Source organism: Lactococcus muris, assembly GCF_042849115.1.
Classification (GTDB): Bacteria; Bacillota; Bacilli; order Lactobacillales; family Streptococcaceae; genus Lactococcus; species Lactococcus muris.
On the sequence record NZ_BAAFQO010000007.1, the window covers coordinates 59,762 to 75,837 of the forward strand.

Annotated in this window: 21 protein-coding genes; all 21 read right to left on the reverse strand. The window is 42.1% G+C overall.

The window, feature by feature from the left end:
- Window position 1: 1 nt before the first annotated feature.
- Window positions 2-1,129: a siphovirus ReqiPepy6 Gp37-like family protein gene (locus ACGHCK_RS05550; protein WP_251421091.1), complete on the reverse strand. Its 1,128-nt coding sequence runs from the start codon at window positions 1,127-1,129 to the stop codon at window positions 2-4.
- A gap of 4 nt (window positions 1,130-1,133) precedes the next feature.
- The gene (locus ACGHCK_RS05555) at window positions 1,134-2,033 is read right to left on the reverse strand and encodes a phage tail domain-containing protein (protein ID WP_251421093.1); all 900 of its coding nucleotides are present in this window, start codon (window positions 2,031-2,033) and stop codon (window positions 1,134-1,136) included.
- A gap of 13 nt (window positions 2,034-2,046) precedes the next feature.
- The gene (locus tag ACGHCK_RS05560) at window positions 2,047-4,434 is read right to left on the reverse strand and encodes a phage tail protein (protein ID WP_251421095.1); all 2,388 of its coding nucleotides are present in this window, start codon (window positions 4,432-4,434) and stop codon (window positions 2,047-2,049) included.
- A complete protein-coding gene (locus tag ACGHCK_RS05565) occupies window positions 4,434-4,802 on the reverse strand; it encodes a DUF5361 domain-containing protein (RefSeq protein WP_251421097.1) in 369 nt (122 codons plus the stop codon). Before ACGHCK_RS05565 ends, ACGHCK_RS05560 begins: the two co-directional genes overlap by 1 nt.
- An 11-nt stretch (window positions 4,803-4,813) precedes the next feature.
- A complete protein-coding gene (locus ACGHCK_RS05570; RefSeq protein WP_251421099.1) occupies window positions 4,814-5,089 on the reverse strand; it encodes a hypothetical protein in 276 nt (91 codons plus the stop codon).
- An 8-nt stretch (window positions 5,090-5,097) separates the two neighbouring features.
- On the reverse strand, window positions 5,098-5,712 hold the full coding sequence (locus ACGHCK_RS05575) for a phage tail tube protein (RefSeq protein WP_271327973.1): 615 nt from the start codon (window positions 5,710-5,712) through the stop codon (window positions 5,098-5,100).
- Window positions 5,713-5,725: 13 nt separating this feature from the next.
- On the reverse strand, window positions 5,726-6,061 hold the full coding sequence (locus tag ACGHCK_RS05580; RefSeq protein ID WP_251421104.1) for a hypothetical protein: 336 nt from the start codon (window positions 6,059-6,061) through the stop codon (window positions 5,726-5,728).
- Window positions 6,062-6,298, reverse strand: a complete 237-nt coding sequence (locus ACGHCK_RS05585) for a hypothetical protein (protein WP_251421106.1) — start codon at window positions 6,296-6,298, stop codon at window positions 6,062-6,064.
- Window positions 6,291-6,629: a hypothetical protein gene (locus tag ACGHCK_RS05590; RefSeq protein ID WP_251421108.1), complete on the reverse strand. Its 339-nt coding sequence runs from the start codon at window positions 6,627-6,629 to the stop codon at window positions 6,291-6,293. Before ACGHCK_RS05590 ends, ACGHCK_RS05585 begins: the two co-directional genes overlap by 8 nt.
- A complete protein-coding gene (locus ACGHCK_RS05595; protein WP_251421110.1) occupies window positions 6,616-7,014 on the reverse strand; it encodes a phage Gp19/Gp15/Gp42 family protein in 399 nt (132 codons plus the stop codon). Before ACGHCK_RS05595 ends, ACGHCK_RS05590 begins: the two co-directional genes overlap by 14 nt.
- A gap of 4 nt (window positions 7,015-7,018) precedes the next feature.
- The gene (locus ACGHCK_RS05600) at window positions 7,019-7,318 is read right to left on the reverse strand and encodes a hypothetical protein (RefSeq protein ID WP_286927520.1); all 300 of its coding nucleotides are present in this window, start codon (window positions 7,316-7,318) and stop codon (window positions 7,019-7,021) included.
- Window positions 7,318-7,926: a hypothetical protein gene (locus tag ACGHCK_RS05605; RefSeq protein WP_251421114.1), complete on the reverse strand. Its 609-nt coding sequence runs from the start codon at window positions 7,924-7,926 to the stop codon at window positions 7,318-7,320. Before ACGHCK_RS05605 ends, ACGHCK_RS05600 begins: the two co-directional genes overlap by 1 nt.
- Complete coding sequence (locus ACGHCK_RS05610) at window positions 7,926-8,438, reverse strand: hypothetical protein (RefSeq protein WP_271327975.1); 513 nt, start codon at window positions 8,436-8,438, stop codon at window positions 7,926-7,928. The genes ACGHCK_RS05605 and ACGHCK_RS05610 overlap by 1 nt, the downstream gene beginning before the upstream one ends.
- 304 nt (window positions 8,439-8,742) lie before the next feature.
- Window positions 8,743-9,633 carry a phage major capsid protein gene (locus tag ACGHCK_RS05615; RefSeq protein WP_251421118.1) on the reverse strand — a complete coding sequence of 297 codons (891 nt, stop codon included), beginning with the start codon at window positions 9,631-9,633 and terminating at the stop codon, window positions 8,743-8,745.
- 3 nt (window positions 9,634-9,636) lie between these two features.
- Complete coding sequence (locus tag ACGHCK_RS05620; protein WP_271327976.1) at window positions 9,637-10,113, reverse strand: capsid assembly scaffolding protein Gp46 family protein; 477 nt, start codon at window positions 10,111-10,113, stop codon at window positions 9,637-9,639.
- A gap of 76 nt (window positions 10,114-10,189) precedes the next feature.
- A complete protein-coding gene (locus ACGHCK_RS05625; protein WP_271327977.1) occupies window positions 10,190-11,599 on the reverse strand; it encodes a DEAD/DEAH box helicase family protein in 1,410 nt (469 codons plus the stop codon).
- 92 nt (window positions 11,600-11,691) lie between these two features.
- On the reverse strand, window positions 11,692-11,913 hold the full coding sequence (locus tag ACGHCK_RS05630) for a hypothetical protein (protein ID WP_251421124.1): 222 nt from the start codon (window positions 11,911-11,913) through the stop codon (window positions 11,692-11,694).
- Window positions 11,910-12,920: a hypothetical protein gene (locus ACGHCK_RS05635; RefSeq protein WP_251421126.1), complete on the reverse strand. Its 1,011-nt coding sequence runs from the start codon at window positions 12,918-12,920 to the stop codon at window positions 11,910-11,912. The genes ACGHCK_RS05630 and ACGHCK_RS05635 overlap by 4 nt, the downstream gene beginning before the upstream one ends.
- Window position 12,921: 1 nt before the next feature.
- A complete protein-coding gene (locus tag ACGHCK_RS05640) occupies window positions 12,922-14,214 on the reverse strand; it encodes a hypothetical protein (protein ID WP_271327978.1) in 1,293 nt (430 codons plus the stop codon).
- Window positions 14,215-14,360: 146 nt separating this feature from the next.
- Window positions 14,361-14,693: an HNH endonuclease gene (locus tag ACGHCK_RS05645; protein WP_251421130.1), complete on the reverse strand. Its 333-nt coding sequence runs from the start codon at window positions 14,691-14,693 to the stop codon at window positions 14,361-14,363.
- A 66-nt stretch (window positions 14,694-14,759) separates the two neighbouring features.
- Window positions 14,760-16,055: a hypothetical protein gene (locus tag ACGHCK_RS05650; RefSeq protein WP_251421132.1), complete on the reverse strand. Its 1,296-nt coding sequence runs from the start codon at window positions 16,053-16,055 to the stop codon at window positions 14,760-14,762.
- Between the last annotated feature and the right edge of the window lie 21 nt (window positions 16,056-16,076).

Consider the following 16,076-nt stretch of genomic DNA (forward strand, 5'->3'; position numbering starts at 1 on the left):
GTTAATTTCTCCTTTTCAAAATATCAAATATTGTTGGACTTTCTTTGTCAAAAGTCGGTGTTAAATGATGACCATCCGCATCCCACGTTTCCTGCATTTCTGTAAGAATTGCGGTTTTTGTCAGACCAAACAAATCGCTAGTTTGACGTACTCGATCACCAAGGTCGTAATCTTTCTTGAACTTGAATAACTGACTTTTAGTATCAATATCACCATTTATATTGAGAATCAATGGACGTTGAGCAAGTGACTGTTCTCCACGCTGAATAAGCTGTGCGCGATACTGTTCATCAGTTAATGTAACTTGTTGGCCTGCATCATTCTGGAAGGTTTGTTGCAAATCTCTAGCATCCACATAAATTTCGTTTATATCAAGACCTTGAGGCCTTCCTGTGGATATGTCTTGGGTAACGATAACACTCTTACGATTAGCACCCTCACCTTCACCAAAGACATAAGCTGCAGTAGCCCAGTCAGCAATGCTGTGTTCAAAACATTCTGATGTCATGTTTTCAAATTTCAAGTTAAACTCAACGCCACCGATGCCGCTCAAGTCCCGACCTTTGTAAAATTCAATCTGAGCAATTGGATTTTCTAGATTAATCGGCACTTCACGAAAACACAGCTCATAAGCAGTACAAAGCTGGTTAACTTCCTCGGAAAGCACGCCATAACTATTTTGATAAGGGATAGCATTTGTTCCAAAATTGGGCGTTGCACCTAAAGTTAAATACTTCAACTGCCTGTCAGAAGTTGAAGTGATCATATTTCTGTTAAGTAAGTCATAAGCGATAACTTCTGGCCGCACTGAATTTGTAGAATATGGCGGATAGACAATACGCTTTGTACTTTTTCCAGCAAGACTCTTTCCTGATATGTTTATCATTCCTGTCGTACTATCCTCGACTCGCACAGCCTCAACATAAAAAAAGCAATCTTCAATTAAAAGCACAGTATCAACTTTTAATAGATTTATACTGTGCTCATTAAATAAAGCTGTCATTTGAAAATCGTGGTGCTTATAAGCACGCCAATTTATATTTAAACTTTTAAACGATTCTAAAATTCCCTCAGATACAAAATCAAACCCTGTGTCACCTATCCGATTATAAAATTCAACATATACCATATTGCTAAACTCCTATAATTAGTGGTGTGAATGAAATTTTTGATATCGCATGTTCAACATTACTATCTGCTTGCATTACCAAATGATTTGTATTTATATTATCAAGCTCAAAGAAAGACGAACCGACTGCACGTATTTTCATTGCATTTGTTGACAGAGCACCATCTTCGCTTTTATACCACGTTTCCTTTTTTCCGTAAATCGTAGATAAATATAAGTTACTGCCACTGCTAAATTCACCGTCCCAACCAAAAAATTCTTGAGTAATGACATTGTAGACTCGGGGATTAGTCACTAATCCACTAAATCGAATATCCAGTTCAAAGCCCACAGCAAAGTCACCTCTATTTTTAATTTCTACAATTTCTCCAGGGACTAAAGTGGCAAATGCAAAACCAGGTTTTATAGCAAGTGGGAACTTTAGTTTATTCTTGTATAAAGAAAGGGGAATTGCTTTATTTGCGACATCTTCATCACGCCATTCCGGGTCTAATGCCCGAAACTCTAGTGTAGCTGTCGCAGTTGAGGCACTATTACTCTCATCTGCTTCATAGCCCTTCAAGACCTCGACATCGATACTATAAAAGCCCGTATTATCTCTAAAAAGGATAGTACCAGCAAGCTCCGGGTTAAGTATTCGCATAACTTGTCGCTCATGCTCCTGCAAAGCCTCAAAACTTGGCTCTTTAATGGCGAGCTTGATCGACATATCTCGATAGGAAAGCGAGCTTGAACCAGTCTTTCTCTGACCTCTTTTTCCGAAAGTTTTCTGTGAATAAACTTCATTTTCAGGAGTTCCAAAACCTTCATAGCTTTTTAAATAAATCGGCCCGAATCGGTCCATTCTGAGTTCTTCACCTAAAACGTTACGATAAAAGACTTCAATAGTTGGAAGTATTTGCATTTCTCATTCCTCTCTATACAAACTTTAATCCTGCTCGTTGAAATTGCAGTTTTTGCTGGCGTGCGATTTCACGCTCTGACGGATTTTCACGCACAATAACAGTCATAGGGGCTTGTATTTCAGTCTTACCACTATCACTGCCTGGTTGGTCAAACTTAAAGCTATTTATAGCTCTTTGTGCGCTTGCAACATCTGGTACACCTCTGCCAAAATCAAAATCAGGGTCCCACGGATCATCAGGGAAAATGCTTGTGTCAATTTCATCACTGATGACTTGCTGAATTGATTGAGCAATTCCTGACACGGTTTTCTTGACTGACTTAAACTGGTCTTGAAGACCGCTGTTCAATCCGTTCATGATGGCCTTACCAGCTGGAATCAGCAATTTCTTATCATATGAAATCGGACCTTTGTTTTTCTTGATCCAATCAGCAATACCACCGACAAAGCCTTTTACTTTATCAAAGCCAGCTTGAAGACCTCCTAAGAAACCATTAATGATGGCAGAACCTGCCCCCGATAAATTAACATTAAACAGGCTATTGAAAATCCCTTTAATGCTATTGATGATACCGCTGATTGTGTTTCGGGCGTTAGATATTACCGAAGTGATACCATTCCAAGCAGAAGACAGAACGCTTCTAAGAGAATTACCCGCACCAGAAAAGCCAGAGAAGAAGCCTCTTATGCCATTCACGGCACCGCTAATGGCTGAGCCTGCACCAGAGATGACAGACCTAATAGCATTCCAAGCTGTACTTAAAACACCTCTTAAAGTTCCGCCTGCTGCACCGAAAGCAGTGAATATGCTTCTGGCCACGTTAATGACTGAACTAATCACATTACCAGCTGTCTGGATTGCGGATCTAATTCCGTTCCAAGCACCTGTTAAAATGTTTCTCAGTGACCCACCAGCACCGCCTAATCCTGTGAACATACCGACAACAGTACCGACCCAGGTCGCAATGTTGGACAGTACGGGGGCAATGCTTCTAAAGCCACTCACTAAAAGCGAAACGACTGGTGTCAAGATTGTGATTGCTTTTCCAATTGCATCAAATGCAAAAGAAACACCAGACAATATCCCTTTGAACACACCGCCCAAGAATGAGCCGATAACTTGAAAGGCTGGCATAAGTGCGCCAGCAAGGATTGAAATCAGTGGCTGCGCCGCATTCCACATGTTTTTGAATGATTCGACCACTTTTTCAATGGCTGGCCCAACGATGGACATCATGGTTGAAAATCCTGTTTGTACAGCTGGGATAATCTTAGAAATCAGAGATTGAATACCGCTAAAATCTAATTTTGTAAATGCCTCGCCGATTTTTCCAATGATTGGTCCAATCGTGGAAACCACGGAATTAAAAAGCCCTGGCAACTGCCAAAAAGCCGTTTTAAATCCTTGAACAATCGGATCAATTGCCTTCATAACCTTAGGCCCAATACCTGACAAACCTGAGCCAATGCCAATACCAAAACGCTCAGAGATAACTTTTCCAGCCTCTGAGGAAAAGGTTGTTATAGCACCGGGTAAGGCTTTGATAACATTCCCCACCATGGGGATAAGGTTATCAAATAAGAAAGTTGAGCTTGTCGTGACTAAGGCTTTAAGAGCGGGCTCTAAGTTGAATCCAGTGGCGAGACCTCCGAAAACATTTTGAGCAGATGCAGCCATCGCGGCAAATGAGCCACTGAATGTTTGAGCAGCCTCTTGCGCCGTTGTCCCTGTGATACCCATTTCTTTTTGAATAACGTGAATAGCTTGAGTGACCTCCGCAAAACTTGAAATGTCGTACTTAACACCAGATAACTTTTCAGCATCTGCCAAAAGTCGCTCCATCTCCGCCTTAGTACCACCGTAACCTAGTTTCAAGTTATCAAGCATGGTGTAGTTTTGCTTAGCGAATCCTTGGTAGGTATAAGCGATTTGCCCCATGTCTGTACCAAATTTATTGGCATTGTCAGACATATCAATCAGGGCTTGGTTAGAAAGGTCAGCTGCTTTCTTGGTATCTCCACCAAGTGAGTTAACCATAGAAGCCGCAAAGCCTGTCACGTTCTCCATATAGGCATTTGCAGACAAACCAGCCGTCTTATAGCCTTCTGATGCATATTTCTTGACCCTGTCTGCATTTTCCTTAAACAAGGTCTCGACACCGCCCAAGGATTGCTCAAGCTTAGCGCCCTCGGTAATAGAGCCTGCGATAATCGCACTAAGACCTGCAACAGCCGTTGCCGCAGCCGCAACCACAGCAGTCGAAAGGGCTTTGCCGAGTTTGAATCCTGCACTACTACCTGCAGAGGAGGCCTCTGGATCGATTTGCTTTTGTATACTTCCAGAAATACCTCTTGCCGAAGGGACAATTTGCACATAAGCTTTTCCTAGTTCAGTTGCCATTATTGCCCTCCTTTCAAGAGTCGCTGGCGTGTTTTCTCGAAATCCTCACCAGAATTGAATGACACATTTTTATTCTCTTTCTTGGACTGTGGCATGAGTGATTCAGTAACCATTTTCGGCCGATTCACATTCTTCGCACCGTCCTTGGTCTTCATCCAGACCAAAAGACTGAGCTTGTCATGAACAGCCGCTTGAAGCATAGAATCAAGCGACACAGCCTGTCCACTCAACCTCATCTTGATTCGTGAATCGTCCCGCAAGCCTAAAGAAAAAACAGCTATCCTTCTGGCAGGTAGCTGTCTGTAGTCATGTATGTGATAGGTCTCTGCAAGGTCGCACATGAGCGCTTCCTCGTCTAACTCTATCATTCTGGCAAGGACTAGGAGTTTTTTAACTCATGTTCCCCAGACATAATGTCATGAAGTTCAACACCGATTTTTTCAGTCGACACATAGCCATCTCGCTTTTTCAAGAATGATTTCAAATTTGCGGTCTGGCGTTCACCAAGAAGCATAATAACCATTTTTGGGATTAGTGCCATGTTTGAGTCCACTTCTGCAGCTACTTCTAAAAGCTCGTAGTCGTCCAAGTTTTGTGCTGGAATTTCATAGCGAAATCCCGATTTTGTTGTGCCTTTAAGTATGTTTTTAGACATAGTTTCTCCTATCCGATGACATCATCGCCATCAATTTCTGATTGACCGATAACAGCGGTTTGGGTCACGGTGCCAGTCCCTTGGATATATTCATAGTGAGTATTCCCCGCTTGGTCAGGCATTGCTGTCAGCGTTGTCTGATAACCAATAGCTTCCGCATCCACATAGCTGATTTCTCCAATTTCCGAGACCTTGCCGACAGGGACAACAACTCTCTTCAAGATACCGCCTTTTAAGACCATATCGACGATAATGACATGCTCCTCAAGCTCTTTGGCATTGGCAGTAATCACAATCCCTGTCTCAAGGTCACCTGTAACATTGCTTGAGCCATAAACCTCTTTCAAGACGTCAACATTTGTCGCTTCAAGCAAAGTATAAGCAAAGGTATCTGGCTTTTCGGTCTGAACAGTTGCTACCGTATCTCCACCCCAAGCTAGTATATTTTCTGATGTTGGAGAGTTGGCATTTACCATACCATCCTCTGAGACATACCCCAAAGACTTAAAAGCTGTGTCTAATGCTGATGTGGCATCTGTCGGCAATGCTGAGCCCAAAGGCGCAGAATAAATGGCGCCCCCAACTTTTGGTTTAGCAGTCGAAACATTTGCAGTATTTGCCATATAAATTTTCCTCCTAATAATGTGTAATATCGAATACCGCTTGATAGCGATATTTCTTAGTTTCTGTATCTGTGAAATTGTAATTGCTGTTGAGCGAAACTTTTGCGATTTCATCCAAAATAATCATGTCTTCAATCAGAGTCATAACTTCTTCATTGAGCTTGGCCGCCTCATACATGGACGATCCATAGCTTTGAAAAGCAAAAGTAGATGACAGGATATGATTAGACTTCGCCCCGCTTGTCTTTTCAAAAACCACATAAGAATCAGGCATGTCCGTCTCAATCTCCAAAAAAGCCGGCACAGATAACCGCTCTTTTAGATATTCAAAAATTAAAATTTCAATCATCTACCGTACCGCCTTCAATAAAGTATTGTTTTTCTTGTTGTCCTTTTTGGCTTTTCTTGTCGCCGCATAGACCATGGCATTCGCCCGATTTTTCCCGACATGGCTGTCCTGTTCATAACCATCTCCGCAGCGGTTTCTTATAGCCGTAGCTTTGTCGTTCAGAACCCCTAGCATTTCTGCAGACTTCATCAAAGATGCCACTCCCGCACGATTCAATTGAAAAGTATTTTTAACCATAGCGTTCCACCATCACTTTCTTGTTCCAATCTAGCGGGATAAGTTCCTCAATCCCTTCAAGAGGGAAGCCGAATGTCCTAAAACGTTGCCCGAAAAAGATTACTTCTTTATCTTCCCAGTCGCGCGTGTCGCCTTTAGGAATCCCCAAAGTATAGACTGCCTTTTTCCCCATAAGATTGACCGAGTTGATGATGTCATCAGCTGAGCTTGGAGCCACCAGAACATTTTCAACCTCGACAGGCACATCCGAATAAATTGGCTTGCCGAAAGGGTCTTTTCCTGTCTCGACCTTGTCAATCAACATGATAGTAATGCCTTTAATTTTCCCCATAAAATTCCCTCACACCGATTCGCTGTTTCTTGAGCCCCAAGCGTTTAAGCTCCGAATCTTTGATAAAAAGACCGCCGCCTGGCACCAAGTAAGACCCAGAAAAAGAATAACCCAGCGCACTTTCCGTGGTCTGGGTCATTGGCTCTTGGTCAGTCGAGGTCATCAGCGTTCGTGCGACCACATCCACCACCACGGACTTAACCGTGGTCAAGAAAAACGGCGGCTTTTCTGCCACCATTTCGTCCAAGTCTTTGCCGACTTTGTCAGCTTCCATGCGAAGACTATCAGAGACCACGTCCAGCAGCTTTTCTGCCCGCTCTAGCTCTTCTGGCTTCAAAGGGCGCCACAAGCTGCTCAAATCGTCAAGGGTTACAAAAGCTGCCATATTGTCACTCTCCTTGCGCCATCATCAGAGCATAGAGTTCGGTCTTGGTGGCTTTTTTGTTGTACTCCACGCCGAGAGCATCAAGCTCTTGCATGATTTGGGCTTTGGTAATGTCGTCAGGCACTTCGGTTTTCGAATCTTCCTCAACCTGTTCGACGAGTTCTTCTGTCTGTTCAGGTTCCTTTTCCTCAACCTTAGGCTCAATGACTACTTTTTGAGTAACTTCTACCCAGTCCCCGCCTTTTATGATACTTGCAGTGGTAAAAGTTGCCCCTGTTTTTGTATTCTTATATATTTTCATCATCATTCATTTCCTTTAGATAATAATTTATTGACGGCATCTTCACCAAGAACATCTTTTGCCTCAGCAAGTACCTTAGCGTTATGCTGAGCTACTTGTTCAGGCGTATAGTCAAGAACTAATACGCTGCGCACGATGAGCTTCCACCCTGCAACGACAGTCATATCACCGCCCGAAGCTGGATATACAAAAACCCCGTCTTTTGAAATCTCTGCCAGAGCAGCCGGAAGCACGATTGTACCCTCTTTAATATAAACCAGCTCTATCAGCGGGTCTCCTTTGTATTCAGCTAATGGTGGAACATCTACAGACGTTGCAACCTGATGACCGCTCATGGGTATAACAAACTCGGTTTCAACTTCCTGAGAAGTCCAAATAGAGTAAACTTTTCCATAATTCAACCAATTAATATCCGTACCGTCCGCTGTTGTGAACGTTGAAACTTCACTTACTTCATGTTGCTTGGCAATGATGTCCATGATTTCAGTCGTGACCTCTGACTTGGCTTCTTGCTTCACTTGATCGATATAGTCAATCAAACTATGAAACATATGCTGGTACATTTTAGACCCAGATACAAACATTTGTTTTAAATCTTCACTTGTTGCCATTAAAATTCCTCTCCTTCTAGTGGCATATCACCTATAAGAGCCACGATCTGTGCAGTAACAAGTCCTGGAGCATCAGGGTCAGAAGACATACCTCCATGTGCGATTGATGTTTGATATGCAGTATTTCTGAGATAAATCCCTCCATTTTTAAGTACCATAACAAGGGTATCAATAGACCCCATAATATTTTGAATAACGTTCAAATTAGAAAAAGCTGGAGAATTGTTATAATACGCAAGCTCTGGAAAGTCAGTTACATCCGCAAATAAGTAGTCAGTTTCCGGCATAAAATCTATGAATTCCGCTGGTTTAAGCTCTCCAACAATCACATAATTATAGACAGCACCAGACTTAGTACGCTCAATCCTAAAATAGGGCACATCATGCTCAGCAGAAACCTTAGGACTTTCAGCACTAGGATAAACCGCATCAATAAGATCATGAAACATTTGTTGCTTCATTTTAGACCCAGATACAAACATAGACTTCAAATCAGCTACTGAAAAAGCCATCTAAGCACCTCCTGGAAACGTGACAATCGCAGCGTTTGATTGCCCCCTATCATTACCCTGTGCATCCTCGTAGATTACGCGATAATTCCAGCTACCCACACCAAATGTTTCAGTATCCACGAAACTAAAGGTGTCCAGGTCTGACGAATTAAGCACAATCTCCCAAGTTTGACCTGCCGAAGCAGGAGAGCGAGCTATTTTGACATTAGTAATATCAGACGGCAACTCACCGTCCAAAGTCCAAGTCAGCTCAGCATTCTGGCCGTCAGTAGAGACAGCCCCGCTCAGGGTAATTTGGGGGACCTTAGGGCAAGTCTACAATACGGGCAAAGCTGTTTCCGTCAATGATACCCCAGCCAAGATAAGTTTCTGAACGCAAGTAAACTTGGTTATAACCTTTCAAGTCTTGACCGCTATTATCTGGGTCACCATATTGAATGACCTCAAGCGGGATTTGCTTAGAGTAGCCCCATTTGAACATATTTTCGAAGTCGCCAAGGATAGCGACATCTCCAGCCGTGCCCGCTGACACCGTGCTGTTGATGTCGGCTTTAAGACCGTTGATTGATCCAGGATTAGCACCCCATGCAAGCTCTGGGAAAAGACGGATGTTAGTATCACCACCCGTGCGCATTGCAGCCAAAGCAGATGAGAAAGCTGTATCCATTGCAAGACCATTGACTTCACCTTCTGAGCCTTGCACCAAAGCAACAGCTGCTTCAATGTTTGCATCTGGGTCTGCTGGCGTAAATTCAACGGTCTGAGTGACTTTGCTGTCAAAATGATTGTTGCCAATGACAGCAGAAGCCGCACCAGAACGGGGGTTAATACCATGGAACGCCATAAGGTCGATACCTTTCGCCAACTTCTTGGCATAGCCTTCGTTAAATGCTTTGAGAATGTTGATACGTTCTTCCTCAGAAGCGATCATAAATTCATCAGATACACGTGCGCCATATTCGACCTTGATAGGCACAACGATAGTTGGCTCAAGTGAGATGCCGCCGTGTGATTTCTTGCCGTTCTCCGCCACGACATCAATTTCAGAATCCATCGTGAAAATGAATTCCTTTTGGCCGTTAAATGGGATTGGGACTTGCTTAGACAAGAGCGCAAGTGAGCTTTTGCCTTTTACTTTGTTCATGAGGTCTGAGACCAGTTCTGGATCAAATAGAGTTCCTTTTGAAAGTACCATTGTTTATTCTCCTTCAGTGCTTAAATTTTGTGCGAGTGCTTTATAAGCGCCGTCCTTACCATCTCCAAGATTAGACTCTTGGCTTTTAAGTGGCGCAGCTGGTGCTTTAGGTTTCATGAAACCGCTAAGACGTTCGGCATCAGCTTTCAGACTCTCTTCATCATCTCCTTGCAAACGTCCCGCCAAATCATATGGCAGACCAGCTTGGAGCGCGACTTGAGTTCTGAGTTGCGATGTCTCATGCTTAGCGATTTGTGCTTGTAAATCTGAGACAGTCTGCTCATGAGTTTTGGCAGCTTCCCCAGATTTTGCGACAGTTTCTTGCAAGTTAGAATTTTCGGTCTCCAACTCTGCATTCCGTGTTTTGACTTGGTCATAGTCTTCATATTTTGCTTCGATAGTCTCTTTTTGGCGAGCCAAACGAGCATTAATGATTTTGTCCAAGTCTTCTTGCGACGTGATAGGTTTAAATTCTGACATAGTCAAATCCTTTCTCCTGCTTTCCCGGCAGTTCGGTAATTTTTTGTATTAAAAAAACGACTAAAAAATTAGTCGTCTAATACCTAACTTGTTGTTTTTTCTTAGGCTTGGTATTTGCACAAGCCCAATGCGCTAACAAAGCGCTATCCATTAAACTGATGTCCATATCATCAAACTGCGATTTATAACCAAAGCCGCCAGAGGTTCCGATATTTCGCTTCTCTGAGTTGGTCACAACCGTTGTCAATGAAGGCTGGTCCATATGTGCCAAGGACTTTTGAAAAATCCCCTGTTCCCAAAGGGAGTTGGCATTAATGACCTCTTTGACCGTCGGCAATATTGGCGCTTTCAGTCCGAAGTCTTTCATCTCCTGAACCAAAATACTCTGACCGCTCTGACCGTCAATGACTACCTTAGCCACGTCTGCAGTTTTCAGGAAATTGATAATCCATTGATTGCCATTACGGACAGATTGTGCATCAATCACTTCGACAAATACTTTCCCTGACAAGGTCTTTACAGCAACACTCATGGCGACATTCGCCCCATCGTTCCCGTACTTAATCCCGACAAATAACTTGCCTTGAAGCACCGGCAACCGGTTGAGCTTAAGCGCAGACCAGTCACTTTCAGAAATAGCAGACTTCTGATTGTACTTCGGCCAGTAGCCCAAGCGCTGGATATTGTGGTCCAGCTTATCCTCACCCAATTCAGCCTCGATTTTGCGTTCATTGAGATGGTAGCCCATAGACGGGTTGGAATTGTACCAGGCCTCAACATCGTTAATGTCTTTTTCAGCATCCACCGACCACTCCGCCCAGCCCGCATATTTGGATTGACCAAACAAGGTCTTCTCCCGGAAATGCGTAAACACAGTCCCGCTGGAAACTGGTGTCGGTGGGGTACCTGTCATCACCATCATGGGATTTTTACTGTCCGTGACCGTATATTTCAGGGCTGCCTCTTGCTCTGTGGTGTATTCTTGAGCTTCGTCAATGACGAGAAAGTCAAAGCCTTCACCTAAGCCACCGCTGGATGTCCTGGTCCGAAACTGAATGACGCCCCCGCTATGGTAAAGCTCCAACCGCTCCTGACCCTTGGCCTTGATAGAGTTGAAATCCTCCCCCTCAACATAGCCCGAATCCTCCAGATATTTCTTAAGCTTCTCAAAAGAGGAGTGTGACGTAGAAATCCGATGGGCCGTGTGCAAGATACTTAACCCCTGCTCAAGCGCCCAAAGCTCTAGCATGTAGACAATTTCAGTTTTACCATTACGGCGTGGCAGTGAGTAACCGAACTTTTGATGTACCCAAAGCCCATCATCATCCACCGCCATAACGCCCTTAAGCATTTCACGCTGCCACTCATAACTCTCAAGCCCTGTTTTCTCATAAAAGCCAATGGCTTCCTCAGACCTGGACTCAGTAAATGGAATAATTACCGATTGAGTAGGATACTGATTGCCAAGTCGTACATTAGCAGTCATAAAATCCCTCTTTCAATCATTTAACACGCATGATAACCCTCTCGCTGGGAAAAATGAGCATAAAAATAGCACCTTGCCGCTTGGCTGGTGCTTTAAAATTCTAGTTGTTCAGCTATTTCATTCAGGTTCTTACCCTCTATGAATGGTGTCGACATGGCTGCCTCTACAGAAGTGACATCAGTAACCTCACCATCATATCCAAGCGATATATTTGAGCGATTAAACGGCATGATCGCACCATGTTTCCCATTGAAAGAAAACTCGATGTCATCTGTCAAAGAGTCAATCCATATTTTTAGCCTATTTGCATTCATAATATGTCACCATGTTCCTTTCTTTCAGCGTCTGTCAATTCTCGCACAATCCTATCCACTAATTTACCGTTTTCCCAAACAATGTCATGAGCATGTTCTCCATTTTTTCCAAAAGGGTGTTTTTTAGGAAATCCATGGTGGTCATTAGAAATCTGCTTGGCCCATCTGCCTGTCTCGTCATAATGATTTCTGGTTACACCACCTCTCTTGCCATTGATTTGAGTAATTGAGTTAGGTGCTCCATATAGCGTGGTTTTATTGACTTCAACAATATCTTTTCTTGCTTCCATTTTAGCATTTTTCCGAGGTGCTTCCCAGCGTTTTGACCAGACATCTTGTCTTTTTCCATCGCCTGGATTAAAGTCCGTTGAACACCGGCACCTTTGATGGCGCCGAAATATGTCATCTGGCACGTCGTCAGGGTACAAGTAGATACCCGCTAAATTTTGGCACCATTTGCACGCTTTGCTCTCAGCTTTCCTGATAATTCGTGGCCTCAGACCTGCTTTATATTGAAAATCAAGATTTTTCTGGATTGAATCATCTACAATACTTTGGCCGAAATTAACAATCGGATCACCAAGCAGCCAAGAAACGTTTTCGAAATCCTCACTCGAAATTCTGTTAATCAAACCATCGATTCTATCTTGATTTAATTCAGGAATTTGAGCTTTTAAACGAAGCTCTGCTAATTGATTCAATTGTGTTTGGACATCTGCAGAAAAACCAGAAATCAACTCATGATTTTTACTCAGTGTGTCATTCAATATTCGCTCAGCAATATTATAGTACATCTTACCGTCTGGAAGTATATCTGGACCAAGATTTTCTCGAAAAACATCCGTCAATATTTGACTAATTTCCACCGCAAAATCATGAGCATCAAGATAGCTCACATTTCCCTCCTGCAATAACTGAAAGGCTTTTTTAAGTTTTATACTTTTGGAAGTCCGAACATCAAATTCAGCGTTAATGGCATCCAAAAGTCCTGGAACTATATCTTCCATGCTATACCTCCGCCTCATCTACCGCTTGAGCTAGTGGCGTAGCTGAAGCAACTGGAACGACTGGTGCTTTTCCTCCGACAATCCCAGTCAAGTCCTGGATCGTTTCCGCAGTCATGAAACCTGGTATGGCTTGATTGAGCTTAATGGCTCCATCGCCAATAATTGACAAGGTGCTGGCGTCTGGTTCAAACATCGGTTCCCACTTGACTTTTGTATTTGAGAACTGGCTGCGCAAATATGGGAAATCATCTCGCAAGCAAGCCGCTACATAAGCCACATTTAAGAAACCAGACCCAAGGCTGCGCTGTGCTTTTTTCCCAGCAAGGATTAAGTTTGCATGACTAGCCTTGATAGCCTCTGCAGAGGAAGGATTATCAGACACAAAGCCCAAGTCATCCATAGTCAAGCCCATTTCTCCCGCAAAACCAGCCGCAGCCGTTTTAAGCTGTTCAGTAAATGGAGTCATGCTTGATGTTGTAAACTGCCCAAGTGTTGGCTTGTCGCCGTCTTCGTCCTTGGTGAATTCCAGCATACTTGAAACAGTCGCTTTCCATTTATCCATAGGGTCAGAATCAGCAGAAGTCCCCACCGCGTATTTTTGCGGGAAGGAGTAAAACTCAGCAGTCACATCTGCACGCTCCAGCGTTCGCTTGGCGTATCTCTGATAATACATGCCTGCCCGCGTAATCCTTGACCTTCCAAATGGTCGAACTGCATCAGGACGGTGGATAATTGGCACTAAGAGCGGATGTCCAGCATTGTGGTAGCTTGAAAAATCCTTCGATTTATCCGCATGATAATAATCCGTCCGGTTAGGCAAGAAATGCGCTTCAAGAATCGGGCTATTATGCTCATCTCGTTCAAGTACCGCATAACCTTCCGTCAAAAGCCCAGTTATTGGGTCGATAACCCCCGTAGCGTTGCTGGCTTCGATGACCTGCAAGCGCACCTCGCCATTATCTCCTTTTGAAATATAAGTGAAGCTGCACGATGCAATCAGAGTCGACAAAATGGCGCTGTCTGAAAAAACGTCAGGGTTATTTGCCTGAAAAATCTCATTTACTTCAAAACCATCATTGGCGAACTCTCGGAAAATAAGACGGTCTGCCAGAGTGTCCACTCCTTTAGCCGTCCAGCCCAGAACTGCGCGAAATCGTGCCCTCATTTCTGGCGGGATTGTGATTCCAACCGTCATGTCATGGTGTTTCATCGCATATTGCTTATATCGCATATCTACCCGCGATTTATGAGCAGACAGCTTTGTTTTCAGGTAACTCATGCCTTTTCCGGCCATTTATTCAACTCCTTTCAGTTGTCGCGCGAGAAAAAATGTACAGTGACGGCGTGAAGCTCGGGCTGAGCCCAGGGGAGGGGGATACGCCCCCTAATTTTTCCGCTGTCGCATTTTAAATCTCTCCTAATATTTTTATCCAGAAATACCTAAGACACGTAAGAAGCCCAATCACGGCTCTGTGGAAGGTTCCTGTTGCCAATTACCTTAGGTTCTTCCTTCTTCACGTTGAATAACTTGTCAGACTTCTGTCTGTTGCATGTCCAGTGAGCCAGCTGCAAGTTCTCCATGCTTGATGGATGTCCGCCTTTGTTGATTGGAACAACGTGATCAACAACTGGACTCAATGGATGTGGTGCCTTGAGTTTCTTATCAATGGGCTTGCCACATATCCCGCAAGTGTTCTGTGTCTTAAGCAGTCGCTTCTTGTTCTTGTCAAAGCCTACCCGGTGGGCTCCTGTTCGGTCAGCTCTTAAAGTCATGTCCCCTCCTTCAATATCAAAATACAAAAAGCCGCCATTTCTGACAGCTTTATCTATATAATATTCTTATGCAATAACAAGCATAGCAATTAACCCTATAGTAATAAGTAAAAGTAAAGCAAATTGCAAATTTTCAATTAGGCTTAACTTTTTAAGTGACGAATTTATGTTATTTGAACTATTATTCAATACATCATTGTTACTCGAATACTCTAATTCTTTCAAACTTTTATCTATATTTTTTATGCCTTCCATACTTTTTTTGAAACTTATTGAAGAAAAATGAATACCTTTTATAAGATTAAAAATTAAAATTAAAACAACATACGCTATGGCTGAACTAATGAGAATGAACTGGTTATTACTACCAATTTTAACCACAAAACTAGATAAAACTGTTGCAACTATTATAAGTATTTGCTTGGAAAATTCATCAACTTTACTATCAATACTTTTATCTACGACTTGATTTAACGTTGATGCTTGTTTAGCCAAAGAGGTTTTTAATCTAATAAAATCTTCCATCTTTTCATTAATAAAAAGAGAATAGTTAGATTTTAATGTCTGTAAAATTCTATCCCAATTGATATTTCTAATCTCAGTATCGCTTAACACTTTACTAAGTATAGTTCTGAATATTTTTAGCTTATCATCATATCTATACTCATCATCAAAAATATATTTAATGATTGAATATATATTGCTGTTATCAGGAGTATCTGGAAGTTTTTCCTTTGAGAAATTCAAAGTTTTGTTATCAGTTAAACTTATCAGATAATCATCACCAATTCTTTTCTCAGCAATTAAATCAATAAATGCCTCAAATATTTCTCTGGAGAACTTCTCCTGTATATTCATAGGAATTAAATCCGGAAGGACTAGTGACTTTTTTTCTGAATAATGTTTATCTTTAAAGAAAGCAGCCCAATTTGTTTTTAATTTAAGTGAGTATTTTTCACTATTATTAATTAAATTTAATAAAATTTCATTATTTATTTTTCTGATATCTTTGAGTTTAAATTTCTTGACCACTTCTCGAAAAATTTCGTTTATATTTTTTTCTTTTATAATATTAATTTGTGTAGTATGGCATAAATCGTATGTTATAACAATTTTAATATCTGCCTCCGTAAAATTAATCTGTTGAAAACTATCCTTCGTGCCTAACTCAACTTCATCAACTTCCACTTTAATTTTATCGTTTAAATCTTCAATAGTCTTTATAAAATAATTTTTATCTTCTGGTAAACTACTAAACTCAATAATTTGTTTCACTAACAAGTTTTCAATTAAGTTGAAACGTTCTATTATATCTGAATGCTTTGAAGAAAAATCAATAATATTATGATATAGGTCTCTCATTATTCATTTCTCCTCTCTAAT

Excerpts from the sequence above, each read along its gene's own strand:
- ACGHCK_RS05550 (WP_251421091.1), bottom strand. The coding sequence starts at position 1,129 with ATGGTATATGTTGAATTTTATAATCGGATAGGTGACACAGGGTTTGAT.
- ACGHCK_RS05555 (WP_251421093.1), bottom strand. The coding sequence starts at position 2,033 with ATGCAAATACTTCCAACTATTGAAGTCTTTTATCGTAACGTTTTAGGT.
- ACGHCK_RS05560 (WP_251421095.1), bottom strand. The coding sequence starts at position 4,434 with ATGGCAACTGAACTAGGAAAAGCTTATGTGCAAATTGTCCCTTCGGCA.
- ACGHCK_RS05565 (WP_251421097.1), bottom strand. The coding sequence starts at position 4,802 with ATGATAGAGTTAGACGAGGAAGCGCTCATGTGCGACCTTGCAGAGACC.
- ACGHCK_RS05570 (WP_251421099.1), bottom strand. The coding sequence starts at position 5,089 with ATGTCTAAAAACATACTTAAAGGCACAACAAAATCGGGATTTCGCTAT.
- ACGHCK_RS05575 (WP_271327973.1), bottom strand. The coding sequence starts at position 5,712 with ATGGCAAATACTGCAAATGTTTCGACTGCTAAACCAAAAGTTGGGGGC.
- ACGHCK_RS05580 (WP_251421104.1), bottom strand. The coding sequence starts at position 6,061 with ATGATTGAAATTTTAATTTTTGAATATCTAAAAGAGCGGTTATCTGTG.
- ACGHCK_RS05585 (WP_251421106.1), bottom strand. The coding sequence starts at position 6,298 with ATGGTTAAAAATACTTTTCAATTGAATCGTGCGGGAGTGGCATCTTTG.
- ACGHCK_RS05590 (WP_251421108.1), bottom strand. The coding sequence starts at position 6,629 with ATGGGGAAAATTAAAGGCATTACTATCATGTTGATTGACAAGGTCGAG.
- ACGHCK_RS05595 (WP_251421110.1), bottom strand. The coding sequence starts at position 7,014 with ATGGCAGCTTTTGTAACCCTTGACGATTTGAGCAGCTTGTGGCGCCCT.
- ACGHCK_RS05600 (WP_286927520.1), bottom strand. The coding sequence starts at position 7,318 with ATGATGAAAATATATAAGAATACAAAAACAGGGGCAACTTTTACCACT.
- ACGHCK_RS05605 (WP_251421114.1), bottom strand. The coding sequence starts at position 7,926 with ATGGCAACAAGTGAAGATTTAAAACAAATGTTTGTATCTGGGTCTAAA.
- ACGHCK_RS05610 (WP_271327975.1), bottom strand. The coding sequence starts at position 8,438 with ATGGCTTTTTCAGTAGCTGATTTGAAGTCTATGTTTGTATCTGGGTCT.
- ACGHCK_RS05615 (WP_251421118.1), bottom strand. The coding sequence starts at position 9,633 with ATGGTACTTTCAAAAGGAACTCTATTTGATCCAGAACTGGTCTCAGAC.
- ACGHCK_RS05620 (WP_271327976.1), bottom strand. The coding sequence starts at position 10,113 with ATGTCAGAATTTAAACCTATCACGTCGCAAGAAGACTTGGACAAAATC.
- ACGHCK_RS05625 (WP_271327977.1), bottom strand. The coding sequence starts at position 11,599 with ATGACTGCTAATGTACGACTTGGCAATCAGTATCCTACTCAATCGGTA.
- ACGHCK_RS05630 (WP_251421124.1), bottom strand. The coding sequence starts at position 11,913 with ATGAATGCAAATAGGCTAAAAATATGGATTGACTCTTTGACAGATGAC.
- ACGHCK_RS05635 (WP_251421126.1), bottom strand. The coding sequence starts at position 12,920 with ATGGAAGATATAGTTCCAGGACTTTTGGATGCCATTAACGCTGAATTT.
- ACGHCK_RS05640 (WP_271327978.1), bottom strand. The coding sequence starts at position 14,214 with ATGGCCGGAAAAGGCATGAGTTACCTGAAAACAAAGCTGTCTGCTCAT.
- ACGHCK_RS05645 (WP_251421130.1), bottom strand. The coding sequence starts at position 14,693 with ATGACTTTAAGAGCTGACCGAACAGGAGCCCACCGGGTAGGCTTTGAC.
- ACGHCK_RS05650 (WP_251421132.1), bottom strand. The coding sequence starts at position 16,055 with ATGAGAGACCTATATCATAATATTATTGATTTTTCTTCAAAGCATTCA.